This window comes from Halanaerobaculum tunisiense (genome assembly GCF_054657635.1).
Window position 1 is genome coordinate 171,265 of sequence record NZ_BAAHYI010000003.1, and the last position, 17,253, is coordinate 188,517.

Annotated in this window: 16 protein-coding genes and 1 pseudogene; all 17 read right to left on the bottom strand. The window is 33.8% G+C overall.

Features of this window, described 5'->3' with window-relative positions:
• Nucleotides 1-110 precede the first annotated feature (110 nt).
• The 17 genes and pseudogenes from argJ to ACYQ3D_RS03945 all read right to left on the bottom strand — a co-directional run bounded on the left by argJ (nt 111) and on the right by ACYQ3D_RS03945 (nt 17,238).
• Entirely contained in the window at nt 111-1,301 is a 1,191-nt protein-coding gene (gene argJ, locus ACYQ3D_RS03865; protein WP_459836426.1) for a bifunctional glutamate N-acetyltransferase/amino-acid acetyltransferase ArgJ, read from the bottom strand.
• 285 nt (nt 1,302-1,586) lie between these two features.
• Nucleotides 1,587-2,615 (bottom strand): N-acetyl-gamma-glutamyl-phosphate reductase, encoded by a 1,029-nt coding sequence (gene argC, locus ACYQ3D_RS03870; RefSeq protein WP_459836429.1) that lies wholly within the window; start codon nt 2,613-2,615, stop codon nt 1,587-1,589.
• Between the two features lie 136 nt (nt 2,616-2,751).
• Nucleotides 2,752-4,311, bottom strand: coding sequence for a DEAD/DEAH box helicase (locus ACYQ3D_RS03875; protein WP_459836431.1), 1,560 nt, complete (start codon nt 4,309-4,311; stop codon nt 2,752-2,754).
• 103 nt (nt 4,312-4,414) lie between these two features.
• Complete coding sequence (locus ACYQ3D_RS03880) at nt 4,415-4,828, bottom strand: hypothetical protein (protein ID WP_459836433.1); 414 nt, start codon at nt 4,826-4,828, stop codon at nt 4,415-4,417.
• 131 nt (nt 4,829-4,959) lie between these two features.
• Nucleotides 4,960-5,415: a hypothetical protein gene (locus tag ACYQ3D_RS03885; RefSeq protein WP_459836435.1), complete on the bottom strand. Its 456-nt coding sequence runs from the start codon at nt 5,413-5,415 to the stop codon at nt 4,960-4,962.
• An 8-nt stretch (nt 5,416-5,423) separates the two neighbouring features.
• Nucleotides 5,424-5,810, bottom strand: a complete 387-nt coding sequence (locus ACYQ3D_RS03890; RefSeq protein WP_459836437.1) for a TIGR04086 family membrane protein — start codon at nt 5,808-5,810, stop codon at nt 5,424-5,426.
• Between the two features lie 289 nt (nt 5,811-6,099).
• A pseudogene (gene tnpB / locus ACYQ3D_RS03895) lies at nt 6,100-7,220 on the bottom strand (IS200/IS605 family element RNA-guided endonuclease TnpB).
• A 16-nt stretch (nt 7,221-7,236) separates the two neighbouring features.
• On the bottom strand, nt 7,237-7,581 hold the full coding sequence (gene tnpA, locus ACYQ3D_RS03900) for an IS200/IS605 family transposase (RefSeq protein WP_459836440.1): 345 nt from the start codon (nt 7,579-7,581) through the stop codon (nt 7,237-7,239).
• A 327-nt stretch (nt 7,582-7,908) separates the two neighbouring features.
• Nucleotides 7,909-9,141, bottom strand: coding sequence for a chloride channel protein (locus tag ACYQ3D_RS03905; protein WP_459836442.1), 1,233 nt, complete (start codon nt 9,139-9,141; stop codon nt 7,909-7,911).
• A 48-nt stretch (nt 9,142-9,189) separates the two neighbouring features.
• Nucleotides 9,190-9,930, bottom strand: coding sequence for a CPBP family intramembrane glutamic endopeptidase (locus tag ACYQ3D_RS03910; RefSeq protein ID WP_459836445.1), 741 nt, complete (start codon nt 9,928-9,930; stop codon nt 9,190-9,192).
• A gap of 70 nt (nt 9,931-10,000) precedes the next feature.
• A complete protein-coding gene (locus ACYQ3D_RS03915; RefSeq protein WP_459836447.1) occupies nt 10,001-10,873 on the bottom strand; it encodes a helix-turn-helix domain-containing protein in 873 nt (290 codons plus the stop codon).
• Nucleotides 10,874-11,097: 224 nt separating this feature from the next.
• The gene (locus tag ACYQ3D_RS03920; RefSeq protein ID WP_459836449.1) at nt 11,098-11,829 is read right to left on the bottom strand and encodes a GntR family transcriptional regulator; all 732 of its coding nucleotides are present in this window, start codon (nt 11,827-11,829) and stop codon (nt 11,098-11,100) included.
• 100 nt (nt 11,830-11,929) lie between these two features.
• Complete coding sequence (locus ACYQ3D_RS03925; RefSeq protein ID WP_459836451.1) at nt 11,930-14,218, bottom strand: FtsK/SpoIIIE family DNA translocase; 2,289 nt, start codon at nt 14,216-14,218, stop codon at nt 11,930-11,932.
• A gap of 56 nt (nt 14,219-14,274) precedes the next feature.
• Nucleotides 14,275-15,042, bottom strand: a complete 768-nt coding sequence (locus ACYQ3D_RS03930; protein WP_459836453.1) for an undecaprenyl-diphosphate phosphatase — start codon at nt 15,040-15,042, stop codon at nt 14,275-14,277.
• A gap of 24 nt (nt 15,043-15,066) precedes the next feature.
• A complete protein-coding gene (locus ACYQ3D_RS03935; RefSeq protein WP_459836690.1) occupies nt 15,067-15,996 on the bottom strand; it encodes a Na/Pi cotransporter family protein in 930 nt (309 codons plus the stop codon).
• 127 nt (nt 15,997-16,123) lie between these two features.
• On the bottom strand, nt 16,124-16,333 hold the full coding sequence (locus ACYQ3D_RS03940) for a YlzJ-like family protein (RefSeq protein WP_459836455.1): 210 nt from the start codon (nt 16,331-16,333) through the stop codon (nt 16,124-16,126).
• Nucleotides 16,333-17,238, bottom strand: coding sequence for a ClpP family protease (locus ACYQ3D_RS03945; RefSeq protein WP_459836459.1), 906 nt, complete (start codon nt 17,236-17,238; stop codon nt 16,333-16,335). Before ACYQ3D_RS03945 ends, ACYQ3D_RS03940 begins: the two co-directional genes overlap by 1 nt.
• Nucleotides 17,239-17,253 lie beyond the last annotated feature (15 nt).

The window sequence follows — 17,253 nt, forward strand, 5'->3', positions numbered from 1 at the left end:
ACCTTTATTAATTAACAATTTACAATGTACAATTAAAATCATAATTTTAAATTACGTAAACCTCTCCACCTAAATCACAGGTCTAGATTGAAGATTTAATTGTCAACTATTTACGTATGATATTCAGCGTTTATTTCAACATACTCACAACTTAAATCACAGGTCCAGACTTGAGCTGTCTGGTGGCCTAAATTCAAATCAACAGTTATTAGCACCTCATCTGAGGCCAGTAGATCATCTGGAACATCATACTTCTTTTGCTCTGGGCCAAAAACTGGTTGCTCATTAATTGTAATTGTTAACTGATCCAAGTCGATCTCTATATTTGTAGCAGCTAAAGTAGCTACTATTCGTCCCCAATTCGGATCTTCTCCAAAAATGGCTGTTTTGACTAAGTTTGAATTAGCAATTTTTTTAGCCATCTGTTCTGCTAATGACTCCTCTCTAGCTCCTTGCAGATTGATCTCTACAAACTTCGTAGCCCCTTCACCATCTTGGACAATATCTCTAGCTAATTTACGACATATTTTCTCTACAGCTTCTTGGAACTTGTGATACTCTTGGTTATAATCGCTAATCAATTCATTACCAGCTTGACCATTAGCTAAAATCCCTACCATATCATTAGTACTTTGTTCTCCATCAACTGTAATCTGCTGGAAGGAATTATTAACTGCTTCCTGTAAAGCTTGCTGCAATAACTCACTCTCTATAGCCACGTCAGTAGTCACAAAGGACAACATAGTTGCCATATTAGGTTCAATCATGCCTGAGCCCTTTGCCATGCCACCTATTTTAACCTGCTTACCAGCTAATTCAATCTCTACAGCTTTTTCTTTTAGATAAGTATCAGTCGTCCTAATTGCTTGCGCAGCTTGGCTTCCTTTAGTAGCTCCTAACTGACTACAAGCTTGCCTAATACCTGTAGTCACCTGATCAACTGGCAATTCCTTACCAATAACACCTGTAGACGCTACTATAATATCTTCTTGGTCTAAATCAAGCTCTCTGGCAGTAGTTTCCGCCATCTGTTGAGCAGCTTTCCACCCTTCTTCTCCAGTACAAGCATTAGCATTACCACTATTAACTACAATAGCTTGAGCTTTTCCATTCTGACAATGCTGTCTACTAATCTTTACTGGAGCTGCTGCAGCTTGATTAGTAGTGAATACAGCTGCCACTTGGGCTGAATTTTGACTATACACTACAGCAATATCATCACCTGTTTCCTTCAATCCTGCTCTGCTACCAGAAGCCGAAAAGCCTTGAGCAGCAGTTACTCCACCAGTAATCTGTTTCATAGTTGGCCCTCCCCGGATTTATAGTTTATTGATATATTGTGTCACTAGAAGTGACAAAGTCGTCAGTCGTGTGCTGTTGCTGTCAGCTAATTCAAAACCTTCAAATTCAAAATCTAACCCTTTAAAATTACTATGTTTTAAGGAATTGAACTGAATCTGTGGTTTTGAATTTGAATTAGCACATGGCACATAGCAGATAGCTGATAGCTGATAGCTGTGTCACCTTTGGTGACACAATTCACTAAACAAAAATATCTTTACTCTTGAAAATAAATTTACAATCCATTATAAGTACAAACCAACATCCTCTAACCCTAGATCCTCTCTCCAACCAGCTAATAGATTTAAATTCTGGATTGCCTGCCCCGCTGAACCTTTAACCAAATTATCAATAGCAGATACAATCACAACTCGGTTTCGGTCAGTAGCTTGAATACCTATATCACAGTAATTAGAACCTGTTACATATTTAAGCTGAGGGAGTTTATCTTCTCTTAGTCGAATGAAAGGCTCCTGGTGATAAACTTCTTTGTACTTACTAAACAACTGATCAGTTGTTAAATCAACTGTTAAATCAGCATAAATAGTAGCTAAAATCCCTCGTTTAACAGGCAGTAAATGAGGGGTGAAATTTAGTTTAACATCCTGATTAGACCAAACGCTTAATTTTTCCTCTATTTCCGAACGATGTCGATGCCCTCCTACCTGATAAGCTTTAAAGTTACTATCAACCTCACAAAACTGTGTTCCTAATGATAATTTACGACCAGCTCCTGTAGCTCCTGATTTAGCATCTATAATAATACTCTGGGGCTCAATCACTCCCGCCTGTAATAAAGGCATTATAGCTAATAAAGAAGCTGTAGGATAACAACCAGGATTAGCTACTAGTTGACTAGCTTTAATCTGACCTTTATTTAATTCTGGTAAGCCATAGACCCCCTGAGCTAATAAATCAGGACTAGTATGATTATCATACCAGTCTTCATAAGTAGCCAACTCCTGATAACGATAATCACCACTTAAATCTATGACTGGTACTCCTGTAGCTACTAACTCAGGTACTACTTCCATTGCTACTCCATGAGGTAAAGCTGTAAATACACAATCAGAATTCTCAGCTAGCTGTTTACTATCTAACTCCTGGCAGGTGATATCCACCTTATCTGTCAAATGAGGATAAATATCAGCTATCTCTACTCCAGGAAAACTATGAGAAGTTAGCACCTCTAAATCCACCTTAGGATGCTTACTTAGTAATCTAACTAATTCAACACCAGTATATCCAGTAGCTCCTACTACACTTACTTGCATCTGATCCCTCCTCAACTCTTTTCTTATAATTATACATAAAAAAGTATAAAAATACAAACCATTTTCTTAGATAGCTCTAATTACTAGTTTCTGGTTCAAAAACAAAAGGACTCCAGTGAGGAGTCCTTTTATCAATTTATTCAGCTAATATTTCCTCACCTAAATCATCTAACTTAGTTTCTAATTCCTCTTCATTATCAGCAGCAGCCAAGATTTCTATAATATCAGTCCCTAGATCACTATTGACTTTATCAACAACTAAATCATTCAAACCTCCAATTACTGATTCAAAAAGGTTTATCTTCTTATCCAATAACTTAACAATCTTTTCTTCAATAGTATTAGAAGTGGTTAAATTATAAATTTGCACATCTTGGTCTTGACCTAAACGGTGTACTCGACCAATTCGTTGTTCAATCTTCATTGGATTCCAGGGGAGGTCATAATTAATAATTGTATTACAAAACTGAAGATTAATTCCTTGTCCTCCTGCTTCTGTGCTGACTAACACATCACCATCTTCCATAAATAAACCTTTGGCCCATTCTTTTTGGTTATCTGATAGACTACCATTAAAGAATACTGGATTATATCCTTGCTGCTGTAGATAATAACCAATATAACTTTGGGTTGCTTGATACTCCGTAAAAATAATCACTTGACCTGCCGTATTCTCTAAGATTTCTTCTACCGCTTTCATCTTTTGGTTATACTGAATACTAGTAGCTAATTCATATAATTCCTCTAATTCAGCTTGGATTGAACTATATCCCTCTTCTTGACACATCTTCTCTAATGTCTGAGCTACAGCAAAAGAACTGCTACATACTTCCCGTTGTAAAGTCAATAAGTGGAATATACTTTTATTTTTATTAATACATTTTTCATATTCACTAGTTACCAAATTAGTAATCCCTGTGTACAATTCTTTTTCCGGGGCAGTCAAATCCAAAGAAACCAATTCTACATTTCTCGCCGTATACTCTAATTGACTATCCGATCTACGATTTCTAATCATCACTTGAGATAACTGATCTTGTAAATCACTTAAATTTTCCTCATCAACTTCATGCTTGTTAGATATATACTGTTTCTTAAAGCTAGAATAGTCTCCAAATAATTGTGGTTTGACTAGCGTAACTAAATTATATAGTTCCTGGAGATCATTTTGGATAGGAGTTGCTGTTAATAATAATAGATATTCTTTAGGAATCCGGTTAACAAATTTCCAATTCATTGTCTGATCATTTTTAAGTTTATGGGCTTCATCTACAATCACCATATCAAATCCTCGTTGACAGATCGTATCACAATGCGGAGCCCGCTTAGCTCTATCTAAAGAAGAAACAATAACATCAAAATAATGCCAACCTCGGCCTTTGCGATTATTAAAAGCATCTATCTGAAATTTATCTGTTAATTCATTCCACCACTGAAATCCCAAAGAAGCAGGAGTTAGTACTAAACAAGTTTCTACTGTTCCTCTAACTAAGTATTCCTTTAAAATCATACCTGCCTCAATTGTCTTACCTAACCCTACTTCATCTGCTAGTATAGCTTGACCTTCTAAATCATTAATAACCTTCATTACTGTCTGATATTGATGGGGTAAAAGCGAAAAATCCTTAGTAGTCCAGTAGTCCTCTAGTTGTTGTAAAGCTATTAAATCATCAGTAGTTGCTTTAGTTACTGGCATAACTGTCACCTCATTTACTACTAATCTTCCCCAATATCATCCTTAAAATTAAAAAAATATAATCCAAAATAGATAAATTAAACTAAATAAAATAATAAATAACTTAATTTTTAATTTCAGACTGTTGGATGGTTATATAATATCCTAATCCCAAATGGACTACTAAAGCTAAAGCAAAGGTCAAAAACACATTCCAATTTAAATAATCTCTATAATTAAATAACACAGAAGCATATTCAAAAGCAGTAGTCGATAAGGCAAAAAAGAGAATATAAAGCATTTTTCCTAAAGCAGAACCAATTCGAAACCAAAAATATCTAAACACAATTACTGGCGGAATCCAAGCTAACAAAACTGCTATAGGAATCCCTTTAAACGATAAAAAGGCAACATTAAAACGCCACAGTTTTAATAAATCAACTGCTAGATATTGAATAATCACTGCTAAAACAAAGCCTCCAACTAATCCAAAAGGTAATAATTCCTTAATCTTTTCTAAAGGAACTAGAAAAAACATACCACCAGATAAAACCAAGAATAAATAAAACCAAATCAAACTAGTTGAGATTTTGTCACCACCTTATCACTATTATTCAATTATTTTATTTTTTTATACTCCAAAAAAATAAAATAGCACCCTAATGGTGCCTAATTAAAATCTCTCACTTGCCATTTTCCTGTATTATCTAATATAAGTTTAAGTCGTTTCACTTCTCTATTATTAACTATAACTGTAATTAAATCATCTAAATTACTGAGAGCTGTCTTAATAATTTGTGGATCATTATTATCTAACTTAGCTACAACCTTAACTCCTTGATAATTAAACTTAAATTCCAAATTAGGATTATCTCTTTTTTTACTATACAAAAAATCTTTAACTCCCTGCCAGATTTCACTACCAATTGACTTTAAAAAACCACTAGTAACTGTTCCTAATATAAAACTAACAACTGGTAACCATTCAATATCTTGCGATTTCAAGCCCTGCTCTTGATCTGCTAACCAGTCTAATAAAACATTTTGTACTCTATTAGCTACTTCTACTGACGACTCAAGACTAACTAAATCGATTTCAATTTTTTGGTCTCTAATTTCTAACACCTACTTTCTTAAATAATGTTCACTCCAATCATCCCTCCTAAAGCTGATACTAAACAAGCAATTACTACTTGTAAAACTAAAGAACCTGATAAAGTAAAGGGTAACCAAAATAAACTCACTAAGACTATTAATAGCATATAAACTAACCCTACTAACCCTCCATTTAACCACCCATTACTTTGAGCTACATAAGCTGCAGTCAGACCTCCTATAAAGAGAGCAGTATAATTTAACACTAATAATAATTTACTACTTAATTTAGTGATTAAATTTGTATAACTAACAACTATTCCTAATATTAAACCACTTACTAATAATAAAACTAAACTGACCACTACCCCACGCAAGATGCCAACTACTCCAATTGACGGTTCCTGAGAATCAAAATCAGACATTATAGTCCCCCCTTACTGTAAATAATACTTATACCTTCTTGTTAATAAGCTATTCAGTAAGCAGGAAAGTAATTACTATAAACCCCAGTTTTTAAGTTCTTCTAGCTTCTCCTTAGCTGTCAATTCTAACTCTAGAGAGATAATAGAGATTTGACACTCTGCGGGGCAAGCCCTCGCAGATTCCTTATTCGTAGAGAATTGCCTAATTAAAGCATAGCAAAAGCTAGATTAATTAGGTCTTATGCTCTCTCCAAAGGCGTAAATTTGGGTAAGCCCTACCCTAATGAAACTAATTTATACCTAGCTCTAATTTGCCTTGTTTTAAAAGGTTTTTACTAGCATTAATATCTCTGTTATGTGTTGCTCCACAACTACAAGTCCAAGTACGAACTGATAGGTCTTTAACTTTAGGATTTTTAGTACCACATTCTGAACAAGTTTGACTACTAGCAAAAAATCTATCTACTTTGTGTAATATACAATCATACCACTTGCTTTTATATTCCAACATAGTAGTAAACATGTTCAAAGCACAATCAGAGATATGTTTGCTAGTTTAGAATTTTTAAGCATTCCCTTTACATTTAAGTCCTCTATGACTAAAAGTTGGTTCTCCTTTGTTAGTCTAGTGGACAATTTATGCAAAAAGTCTTTACGAATGTTTTTAATTTTTTCATGAACTTTAGCAATTTTCTTTTTAAGTTTATGCCAGTTATTACTACCTTCTTCTTTACGAGCTAATCTCTTTTGGAGTTTAGCTAATTTATCTTCATATTTAGAAAGATGTCTAGGATTTGAGATATGTTCACCATCAGAAGTAGTTAAAAATTTTTTAATACCTAAATCTAGTCCTAACTCCCCTTGATTATTATTAACAACTGTTTTTAAAATTTCTCTAACATTAATTGAAATATAGTATTTGCCTGTTCTAGATTTAGAAACTGTAACATTATTGATTTTACCCTTAACTTCTTTGGATTTAGCAAACTTAACCCAAGATAGTTTAGGTAATTTGATATAATTATCTTCAATTTCAATATTGGTGCTACCACTAGGTCTAATGAATTTTTGAGTTCGATATGATAGTCTAGCACTCTTTTTAGATTTGAATTTAGGATAATTATATTTACCACTAAAGAAATTTTTAAAGGCTCTATCTAAATCTTTAAGAGATTGTTGTAATGCAATGCTATCTACTTCTTTAAGCCATTCATATTCTTTTTTTAATTGAGGTAGTTGTCTAGAGTATTTAGTATATGATTGGTACTCATTTTCTTTAGCTTTAGCTAAAAACTCGTTGTAAATAAATCTAGAGCAACCTATTGTTTTATCAATTAGTTCTTGCTGTTTTTGATTAGGATAGATTCTAAATTTGTAGGCTTTATTAATTGGTTTGAACTTTTTAATCATAATTCCACCTCGCTTTCTAATTAGAATTTTGATTTTGAATATATCTCTTAATAGTGTGAGAGCTTATATTGCCAATTGTACTAACAAAATATCCCTTACTCCAAAGAGAACCACAACGAGCATAAAATTTCTTTAATTTAGGGTATTTTTTAAAAAGCTCGATTGCTGATATACTTTTTAAAGTTCTAACTATGTCAGTAGGTGCTACTGTTGGTTTAGCTGATAGAAAGATGTGTATGTGGTCTGGCATTACTTCTAACTCTAAAATTTTATATTGGTATTTATTACATATATCAGCAAAAATATTTTTTAATGATTTCTTTATATAACTATTTTGGTATTCCTTAATAAATTCTCGCATATAACTAGCTCCAGCAGTGAACTACTCGGCAATGAATTGCCAAGCTTCGCAGTCGCCCAACCTTATGTGGCACAGAAACAATTCCACCCACAACTTCGGCATATTTTTTAGTTACTTTTTTAGAGTAAGGAGAACATTGACTAGTATTTGAATTTATACTCTAATTAATGGTAAATTTAATCATAAGACAGTTAGATTTAGAATTTAAAGGTTTTGAATTGGCTGATCCTACAAGTTTCGCAGAAACTTTTCGTGATAAAAAGCATCCGCACACGACACATAGCTCACGACTGTGTCACCGTAGATAACACAATATGCCAATGTAAACTATCGTTCTATATATTTAAATACAATTTTAGGTCTACCTACTAAAAAGCCAATAACTGCACCAATAACTACTGGTAAACTGGAATTTAAATTAAACATTTCTGTAACTAAAACTATAGTAGCTAATGGTACATTAGCAATAGAAGCTAAAGTAGCTGATAAACCAACAATCACTAAAACCGATAAAGAAAGAGTAGGAAATAAATAAGACAATAAATTTCCAGCAGCAGCCCCACTTAGTAAAGCTACATCTACTACTGCTGCACTTCCCCCGCTAGAAATAACTATAATTGCTAAACAAATTTTAGCTAACAAAAAAACACTAACAGTCTTAAGTGATAATAACTGAAAAAAAATCTGTTCCAAACCAGTACTATCAATCTGTAATTCTATATCCAACAACATATATATAACAACTACCAACCCACTAGCCACTAGCGGTTTAAAAAGAACAGGAATTGATAACTGAGCAAATTTTCTTTGCATCCAATTAAAAATTAGAATAAAACTTTGCCCTAGTAAACCACAGATTAAAGCAGCTACTATTAATAATAGAATATCTAAAGTAGTAAATTCAGGGAACTGAAAAGCTAGTTGAGATTGATTAACTGGTAGACTAGATTGATAAAAAAAATGACCCAGACTACTACTTAAAATAGCAGGAAAGAGGTCATTATAATCTAAAGATGATTTATATAATACTTCACTAGCAAAAATGCCTCCTCCTAGAGGAGCTCCTAACAGAGGCCCTAAAGTCGCTGCTGCCCCACAGACACTTAAAACTTTAATTTGTAATCGATTATCAGCTATATTCAACTGAAATAATTCCAGTACTCCCTTTAAACAAGACGCTAAACTACTACCTAACAATAATAAAGGGCCAACTAACCCCCCCACTCCAATTAATCCTAAAGTAATTTGGGTAGCAATTAATTTACTAACTAATAGTTTAACTGGAGCAGAAATAACCCCATTTCCTTTAGTCTGATTAATATATAAATTAGTACCTAAACCAGCTGCTCGATAATCAATATAATAAATAATAATCCCTACTAATGAGCCTCCAAACAGTGGGCTTACTAATTGATTAGCAGCTGCTAACTGACTTAAAAAATCAATTCCTTTATGTGTTATTAAAACTAGGTTGGCCCCTAAGGCTCCTAATAAGGTACTAAGTAAAGTCCACTTAATAATATAATAACTAATCTGGCTATATATTTTTTTATTAAGCATACTATCACCTTACATATAATATATTATCGGCTAGTTAAATCATAAAAATTAAATTATTCCTGACTTCCAGACAATAAAAATAAGTCCAACAATAATTAAATTCCAGACTCCATGGGCCAAAATAGAAGAGTATAACGAATTAGTCTGATCATAAATCCAAGCTAAAATAACCCCACCTAAAAAAGTAGGAATAAAAACCCAACCACTAAAATGGGCCCCACCAAAAATAACTCCATTTAATACTAAACCTAATTTAGCGCCAAATTTACTTTTGCAATAAGGATATACTAAACCTCTGAAGAAAATCTCTTCAGAGATAGGAGCTATAATAATAATTAAAAAACTATGTAAAATAAAATTTAAATTACTATCTGACTCCAACAAACTCTGGATCACCTGTTGAGTAGGTGGGTTGATACCATAAATTTTAGTGGCTAACATATGAAGTAAATTATTAGTTAACATAATAAAAAAACAAATAACTACTCCTCCGCATAATCCATACTTTAAAATAGAATCTAAACTAATCCTTCTTAACCCAAATTCTTGTAAAGAAAGATAATAACTTTTTGTTACTACTAGTAAAGTTAAACTAGCTAGAAGAATAGCCTGAATTAAGTTTAATAATAAAATTCTAAACTGTAACATAGCATCTACAACTAAAAAAATATCCAGACCAGCCCACAACATTTGAAATAGGATAGGAGTTACAGTAAAAGTCACCACTAAAACCACTATAATATCAGCTAACTCCCATTCTATATCTTCATTAGTCCTAATACCAGACATTAGACTACCGCCTTTCCAGCTAATATTAATCAGTAATTTTTACTAAATATATATTACTAGCTGTAATTTATTATTCCTCAGCAGTAGCAGAAAAGACTTTAGTAACTACTTCTCCTTCTTGTCCAAAAGGACCATAAGTATTATCTGCTTTGATCACCTTAACTCCAGCAGCATTACCTATCTTTAATTTCACTTTAGCGCCAGTAAATACTTTAGTCAATCCTGCTTTAACAGTTCCTCTAAATTTTATCTCATCATCTACCTCTACTGAATACCAGCTTTCTTGGGTAGTTGTTACCTTTATCTTTTGGATCTGGTTATCTACTTGCTTAGTTTCCTCAGAATTAGCAGAGGAAGTATTTTGTTCAGTAGTTACTTCATCTGCTGAGGAGTTATCTGTAGTGATCCCTTGTTGTTCTTTCTCAGCTAACTGATCCTCTGGTGTAGATTCTGTAGTAGCTACTTCTTCTTGGTCAATTTGATCTTTAATTTGATCTACATATCCTTCAATTTTAGTAACCAATTCTGTGTCAACCTGCTTACCCTGTAGCTGCTGATAAACAATAGTTCCTAAATAGATTCCACTAGCTAATAATGCTACCAACACTAAAATTATAACTCCTAATAAAAATCTATTCTGGTGACGATCAATAAAAGCAACTATTTGACTCCGGAAAGAAGTTGGTTTCTCTTCTTCAGGTAATTCTTCCTCTTGCTTTAATCTACTATAATCAGCTAAAATTTCTTCTCTATCCAAATCAAGATAATCAGAGTATACTTTAAAAAAACCTTTCAGATATACCTCGGGACCTACCTGAGAGAAATTACCAGATTCAATGTATTTTATAAATTGCAACTTGATATTAGTATCTTTACTAACCTGTTTTAAACTAAGTCCTAATTCTTGTCGCCTCTTTTTAAATTTTTTTGCCAGTTCTTCCATGTTTACTCCCTCCTTTCTTTCATTATTCTTTATGATTTTACAAATTCCTGGATACCAAAAAAATAAGTCACAGGAATTCCTGTGACTTATCAAGTCTATCGAGTACCTTTTTCAAATGGTTCACCACTAGCAGCAGGTGGAGTAGCCTGACCAATAACTCCCGCTAAAGCAATAAATCCTCGTCCAGCAGTCATCCCCCCTAAAATTTATTGCTTAGTACTTAATTAATCTCGATTACGCAAAACGTGAAACTCAAATTTATCATTTCTAAAATAATTCTCTGAATAAAGCACTGGTGTATCTCGATCATCATAATGCATCTGTTTTAGTAATAACAAAGGACTTCCCTGTTCTACACCTAACTTTTCCACTAATAAATCATCAGCAATTACAGCCATAATATCAGCTACAGCATAACTAATATATAAATTAGATTCTTGTTGTAAATAATCAAATAAAGAACCTTTAAATTCAGCTGCTGCTACTTCTGACTCTAAAAACTTCTGCGGTAAAAAATCTCTACAGTAAGCTACTGGTTCCCCATTAGCTGTTCTAGTACGCTGGAGAATTGCCATCTGCTCACTACTATCCACTTCAAATTCTTTAGCTAGATCAGGAAACTGCTTATTTAATTCCAATTCCAAGTCAATAGTCCCCGCTTCTAAATCCATTGCCTCAATTGTTTCGGTAATACTAGTTAATTCTTCTATCCCACTTCTAAATAAAGCCGCCTGCTCGGCAATAAAAGTTCCTACACCTTGTTGGCGATTAACCTTACCTTCCTTCTCTAATACACGCAACGCCTCTCGCAAAGTAGCCCTGCTAACACCAAATTTTTCTGCTAATTTAGCTTCAGAAGGTAACCTATCACCAGGTTGATATGTTCCATCATCTATCTGTTCATCCAACTTTTCTTTAACCAATATATATAATGGTCTAGAATCTTGTCTTAACAAATTATCCGACCTCCTTACTAAATATCAGTAAGATGTCTAACAACCACCTTTCATTATAATAGTACCACTATTTTTCAGAAAATTCAATATATTAGCTTGGTTAATCTAAAATCTCATTTAATTCCTCTTTAGAAATCAATACCTTACGAGCTTTACTACCTCGATGCGGGCCAACAATATTCTCCTCTTCCATTTGATCAATCATTCTAGCAGCTCGATTATAACCAATACTTAATTTTCGCTGCAAAAAGGAGATAGAAGCCCGATTATTAACAACTAACTGAACAGCCTTTTCATATAACTCGTCCTGTTCATCATCTAGTTCAATCTCTACCTGATCATCTTTAATATCAGCTATCTGTTCAGCATAATCCGGTTGATCTTGTTGTTTAACAAACTCAACTGTCCTTTTTATTTCTGCCTCAGAGATAAAAGCCCCTTGCAATCTAGTTGGTTGATTAGAACCAACAGGAGCAAATAACATATCACCTTGGCCTAATAATTTCTCTGCTCCTCCAGTATCAAGAATCGTCCGCGAATCAGCCTGGGAAGAAAGAGAAAAAGAGACTCGCGTCGGAATATTAGCTTTAATTACCCCAGTTACTACATCAACTGATGGGCGCTGAGTAGCTAAAATCATATGAATCCCTGCTGCTCTAGCCTTCTGAGCTAACCTACAAATAGCATCCTCTACCTCATTAGCAGAGACCATCATCAAATCAGCTAGTTCATCAATAATGACTACTATATAAGGCATAGGATCCTGATCAGATTTCTCGTTATAACTTTCTATTCCTCGAGCCCCACTACTAGCAAATAATTCATACCGCTTTTCCATCTCCTTGACTACCCAACGTAAAGCAGTAGCTGCCTTTTGGGGGTCAGTCACTACTGGAGAAACTAAATGGGGAATTCCTTGATAAGCATTTAATTCCACCATTTTAGGATCGATTAATAAGAACTTAACTTCTTCTGGAGTAGCTTTATGTAAAATACTATTAATTATACTATTAATGAAGACACTCTTACCTGAACCAGTAGCTCCAGCTACTAACATATGAGGCATTGCTGTCAAATCTGCTGTGGCCGGTTGGCCAGCAATGTTATTACCTAAACCAATAGTTAACTTAGAATCAGCTGTCTGAAATTTTTCTGTCTCTAAAACTTCCTGTAAAGTAACTAAAGTTTGTTCATCATTGGGCACTTCAATCCCCACAGCTGCTTTACCCGGAATAGGAGCTTCTATTCTAACATCTGAAGCTGCTAGCGACAAAGCTATATCATCAGCTAAATTAACTATCTTACTAACTTTAACTCCTGGGGCAGGTTCAATCTCGTAACGAGTGATAGTTGGCCCCCAATGCACATCAGTTATTTCAGCCTTAACACCAAAATTATCTAGTGTCTGCTGTAGTATATCAGTCTTATCTACAAACTGGGCTGTCTTATTCTCAACTTGATTTAATAAAGATAAAGGAGGTAATTGATACTCCTCACTAGCTGTAGCTTGGTCAACAATCTGTAATTGTTGAGATTTCTGTTTCTTAGTCTGTTTCTTAGTCTGTTTCTTAGTCTGTTTCTTAGTCTGTTTCTTAGTCTGTTTCTTAGTCTGTTTCTTAGTCTGTTTTGTGCTCTGCTTCTTATTTGCTAGTCCTTCCTGGTGGTTAGACTTAGATTTTGCCGGTTGACTAGCAGCTACTTGTTTATGAGCCTGCTTAACTTCTGGCACAGAGTTAACCTCTGCTGTATCATTTTTCTCTTTATCATCTGCTTTAAAATAATTAACTATTTTTTTAAACCATGATTGTTTTACTTTAGTAACTAACTTCTTCTTTTTAGCCCCTAATCTATCCTTTTGTTGTCCTAACCATTCTTTTAGCGACTGGTATTGTTTCCTGACCCAGTCTATTACATTAGCTAATAAAACATCAGTAAGTAACAAACTACCTACTAAAACTATAGCTGCTAAGATAATTTTACTTCCTAAATCACCAAATCCTTGCCGCAACAGATATAAAAAGAAGCCTCCGACTACTCCACCACCTTGTTGACCAGCTAAAGCAACTTTTATTTCTTGCTGAACTTCAACCCCTAAATGGGAATACAACAAAAAAGCAAAAAATAAGATAAAAACTCCTATATACTGCGAACTCATCTGCAATCTAACTTCTGCTCTATAAATAACACTCAAACCCCAGATAAAAATAAATGCAGGAATCGCATATCGTCCTGTCCCAAATAATATCTGTAAACTAGAAGCCATTGCTTCTCCTATAACTCCTACTTCAGTAAAAAAACTTAACTCGGTTAAGATACTTAGTACTAAGATCACAACTCCAGTCAATTCAAACTTTCGTTTGTTAAAAATATCTTTTAGAGCCTCTTTCATCCTTGCTCACCTCATAAATAAGGTTCTATCTTACTATTTAAATTCCTGCTTATAAACTACAAATTAATCAAGATAGTTATAATTCCTACTCCCCAACAATAATAGGCAAAGACACTCAATCGTTCTTGATTGATTAATTTTAATAATAACTTAATTGCTAAATAGCCTACTAAAGTAGAAGTCAGAGTACCTACTATTAGATAAAAAATACTATTAGTCCCTACTCCTTGCACTACTAAATCTGTTACTTTTAATAAAGTAGCACCAGCAATAACAGGAATCGATAATAAAAAGGAGTATTTAGCAGCTAATTTCCTTTCTAACCCACTAAATAAACCTCCTACAATAGTAGAGCCAGAGCGAGAAATACCAGGAATAATTGCTAAAGCTTGAGCAAATCCTACTAATAGAGAATCTTTAGCAGTCATATCCTCCATTCTGCGACTAGTATTTTCAAATCTATCTGATACCCATAATAACCCACCAGTAACTAATAACATAAAACCTACCGCAATTGTAGTAAATAAACTAGTAAAGAAATCTTCAAATAAAATACCTATTACTCCAGCAGGAATAGAACCTAAAATTATATACAACGCAAATTTACGATATTTAGGTTTAAAAGTTATTATATCCCAAATATCAGTCCAGTATACAATACATACAGCTAATAAAGTACCAAAATGTAAGAAAACATTCAAGACTAAATTTTGTTCTAAACCTAATAAACTACGAAACAGGACTAAATGGCCAGAACTGCTAACAGGTAAAAATTCAGTTAGCCCCTGGACCGCTCCTAAAATGATAACCTTAATCAGTGACATAATCTCCTCCTCATCACTTATCAGTTATACCTTATAGTCTGTGATTAAGCTGAAAAAATGTTGTCTGATGCTCAAAACTACTACTGTATTAAGTAAATTAAAAATAGTATGAGCATTAGCAATCTGGCGTACCAACTCTTCACTTGTCAAACTAATTAAACTACTAAATAAAGGAAGTAAGGGAAGAAAAATAATCACACCAGTAATATTGAATAACAAATGAACCTTAGCTATCTCTTTAGCCATTTGCGATGCATCCCAGGCAGCTAAAAAAGCTGTAATACAAGTCCCTACATTACTGCCTAAAGCAAGACTGATTGCGGCTGGTAAATTGATCAAATTAACTCTTGCGATAGCTACTACTACCCCATTTACAGCACTACTACTTTGAATTAGGGCAGTTATTAGTCCTCCTACTAGTAGTCCCCAGACAGGATTATTTGCTAAATGAGCTAACAAGCTAACAAACCACTCTACATTCTGCCAGCGCACTAAGAGATTACTTAATAAATCCAAGCCCCACCAGACTAAACTAAAACCTAGTAATCCTCTAGCTACATAACACAATTTAGAATAATTAGTCAACCAATAAAAAATATATAAAATCAAGCCTAACATTAGTAACCAACTTATATAACTATCTAAATTAAAAGATAAAAGCTGAACAGTTATAGTAGTACCAATATTAGCCCCCATTACAACACCTACAGCTCCTTGAAAAGAAATTAAATTAGCATTTACTAAACTAATAATAATTACTGTAGTAGCACTACTACTCTGGATTAAAATAGTTACTAATATTCCAGTTAAAATCCCAGTTATAGTATTAGTAGTTAAGACGCTAATAATCTTCTCTAGTTGGCTACCAGCTGCTTGATAAAAACTACTCTTTACTGCTTGCAAACCACCAATAAAGAGGCTTAAACCTATACTTAATTGTACTACAGAATAAATAAAAAAACAGCTCCTCTCTTAGAATACTGTAGTACAACCATATTATAACTAACATAATATTATAACATAAATTAAATAATTAAAACAGATTAAATATAAAAAACCGTCCTTACGGACGGTAACTAATCTACTCTAAAGTTGGCCCGAATTCTACTTTGGCCCCTGGGGCATAATTCATATAATCTTGGGGGTTAGAGCTAATAATCCTTACTACTTCACCTGAATAAGGATCATCTAATTTAACTTCCATAGTAACTCCTTCTATTTCTATTTCTTTATACTCTGAGTTAGCTTCTTCCTCTACTAACTCCTCGCTAGGAATAATAGAATAGATCATTATCTATCACCTTCAAGATCTAAACTTTCTATCAGTTCCTGGTCTACATCTTCCTGAGCTAGAGCTTGCCGAACACTTTCTCGAGGACTAGTCTCTCCATTTGCTTGTCTAGATTCAGGTTCTTGATACTTTTCTGGATTCTTTTGTTGATCCTCTTTAATCAAATCATTCAATTTATTAATTGCTTGACCCAGGCCACCTACTTGATCAATAATTCCTTCATTGACTGCTTCATCACCAATTAATACCGTACCAACATCTCTTACTAACTCCCCTGTCTCAAACATTAAATCTTCAAACTTATCTTCGGCAATATCAGAGTGATGAGCCACAAAATGAGTAATCCGCTCTTGCATTTTATTGAGATAGTCATAAGTCTGTGGTACTCCAATCACCATTCCAGTAAGCCGAATAGGATGGATTGTCATTGTAGCCGATTCAGCAATATAAGAATAATCTGAAGCTACTGCAATAGGCACACCAATACTATGGCCACCACCTAATACTAAAGAAACAGTTGGCTTAGATAAACTACTCATCATTTCTGAAATAGCAAGACCAGCTTCAATATCACCTCCTACAGTATTAAGAATATTAATAACTCCTTTGATCTTAGGATTTTGTTCAACAGCTACCAGCTGCGGAAGTAAATGTTCATATTTAGTAGTTTTATTCTTAGCCGGCAGTGCTTTATGACCTTCTATTTGACCTACAATTGTCAAGGCATGAATATTGCTTTCAAATTTAGGAAGATTTAATTGCCCTAGTTGTTTTAAGTTCTGTAATTGCTTTAACTTTTGCTCTTTTGCTTTTCTCTTCTTTTGTTGTTGTTTCTTTTTAGGCGAGGCAGGATTAGAAGGATTAATACTAGGTACATTCTCATTAACAAATTTATTGTAATTCACTAATTATCACTCCCT

Excerpts from the sequence above, each read along its gene's own strand:
- argJ (WP_459836426.1), bottom strand. The coding sequence starts at position 1,301 with ATGAAACAGATTACTGGTGGAGTAACTGCTGCTCAAGGCTTTTCGGCT.
- argC (WP_459836429.1), bottom strand. The coding sequence starts at position 2,615 with ATGCAAGTAAGTGTAGTAGGAGCTACTGGATATACTGGTGTTGAATTA.
- ACYQ3D_RS03875 (WP_459836431.1), bottom strand. The coding sequence starts at position 4,311 with ATGCCAGTAACTAAAGCAACTACTGATGATTTAATAGCTTTACAACAA.
- ACYQ3D_RS03880 (WP_459836433.1), bottom strand. The coding sequence starts at position 4,828 with ATGTTTTTTCTAGTTCCTTTAGAAAAGATTAAGGAATTATTACCTTTT.
- ACYQ3D_RS03890 (WP_459836437.1), bottom strand. The coding sequence starts at position 5,810 with ATGTCTGATTTTGATTCTCAGGAACCGTCAATTGGAGTAGTTGGCATC.
- tnpA (WP_459836440.1), bottom strand. The coding sequence starts at position 7,581 with ATGCGAGAATTTATTAAGGAATACCAAAATAGTTATATAAAGAAATCA.
- ACYQ3D_RS03905 (WP_459836442.1), bottom strand. The coding sequence starts at position 9,141 with ATGCTTAATAAAAAAATATATAGCCAGATTAGTTATTATATTATTAAG.
- ACYQ3D_RS03910 (WP_459836445.1), bottom strand. The coding sequence starts at position 9,930 with ATGTCTGGTATTAGGACTAATGAAGATATAGAATGGGAGTTAGCTGAT.
- ACYQ3D_RS03915 (WP_459836447.1), bottom strand. The coding sequence starts at position 10,873 with ATGGAAGAACTGGCAAAAAAATTTAAAAAGAGGCGACAAGAATTAGGA.
- ACYQ3D_RS03925 (WP_459836451.1), bottom strand. The coding sequence starts at position 14,218 with ATGAAAGAGGCTCTAAAAGATATTTTTAACAAACGAAAGTTTGAATTG.
- ACYQ3D_RS03930 (WP_459836453.1), bottom strand. The coding sequence starts at position 15,042 with ATGTCACTGATTAAGGTTATCATTTTAGGAGCGGTCCAGGGGCTAACT.
- ACYQ3D_RS03940 (WP_459836455.1), bottom strand. The coding sequence starts at position 16,333 with ATGATCTATTCTATTATTCCTAGCGAGGAGTTAGTAGAGGAAGAAGCT.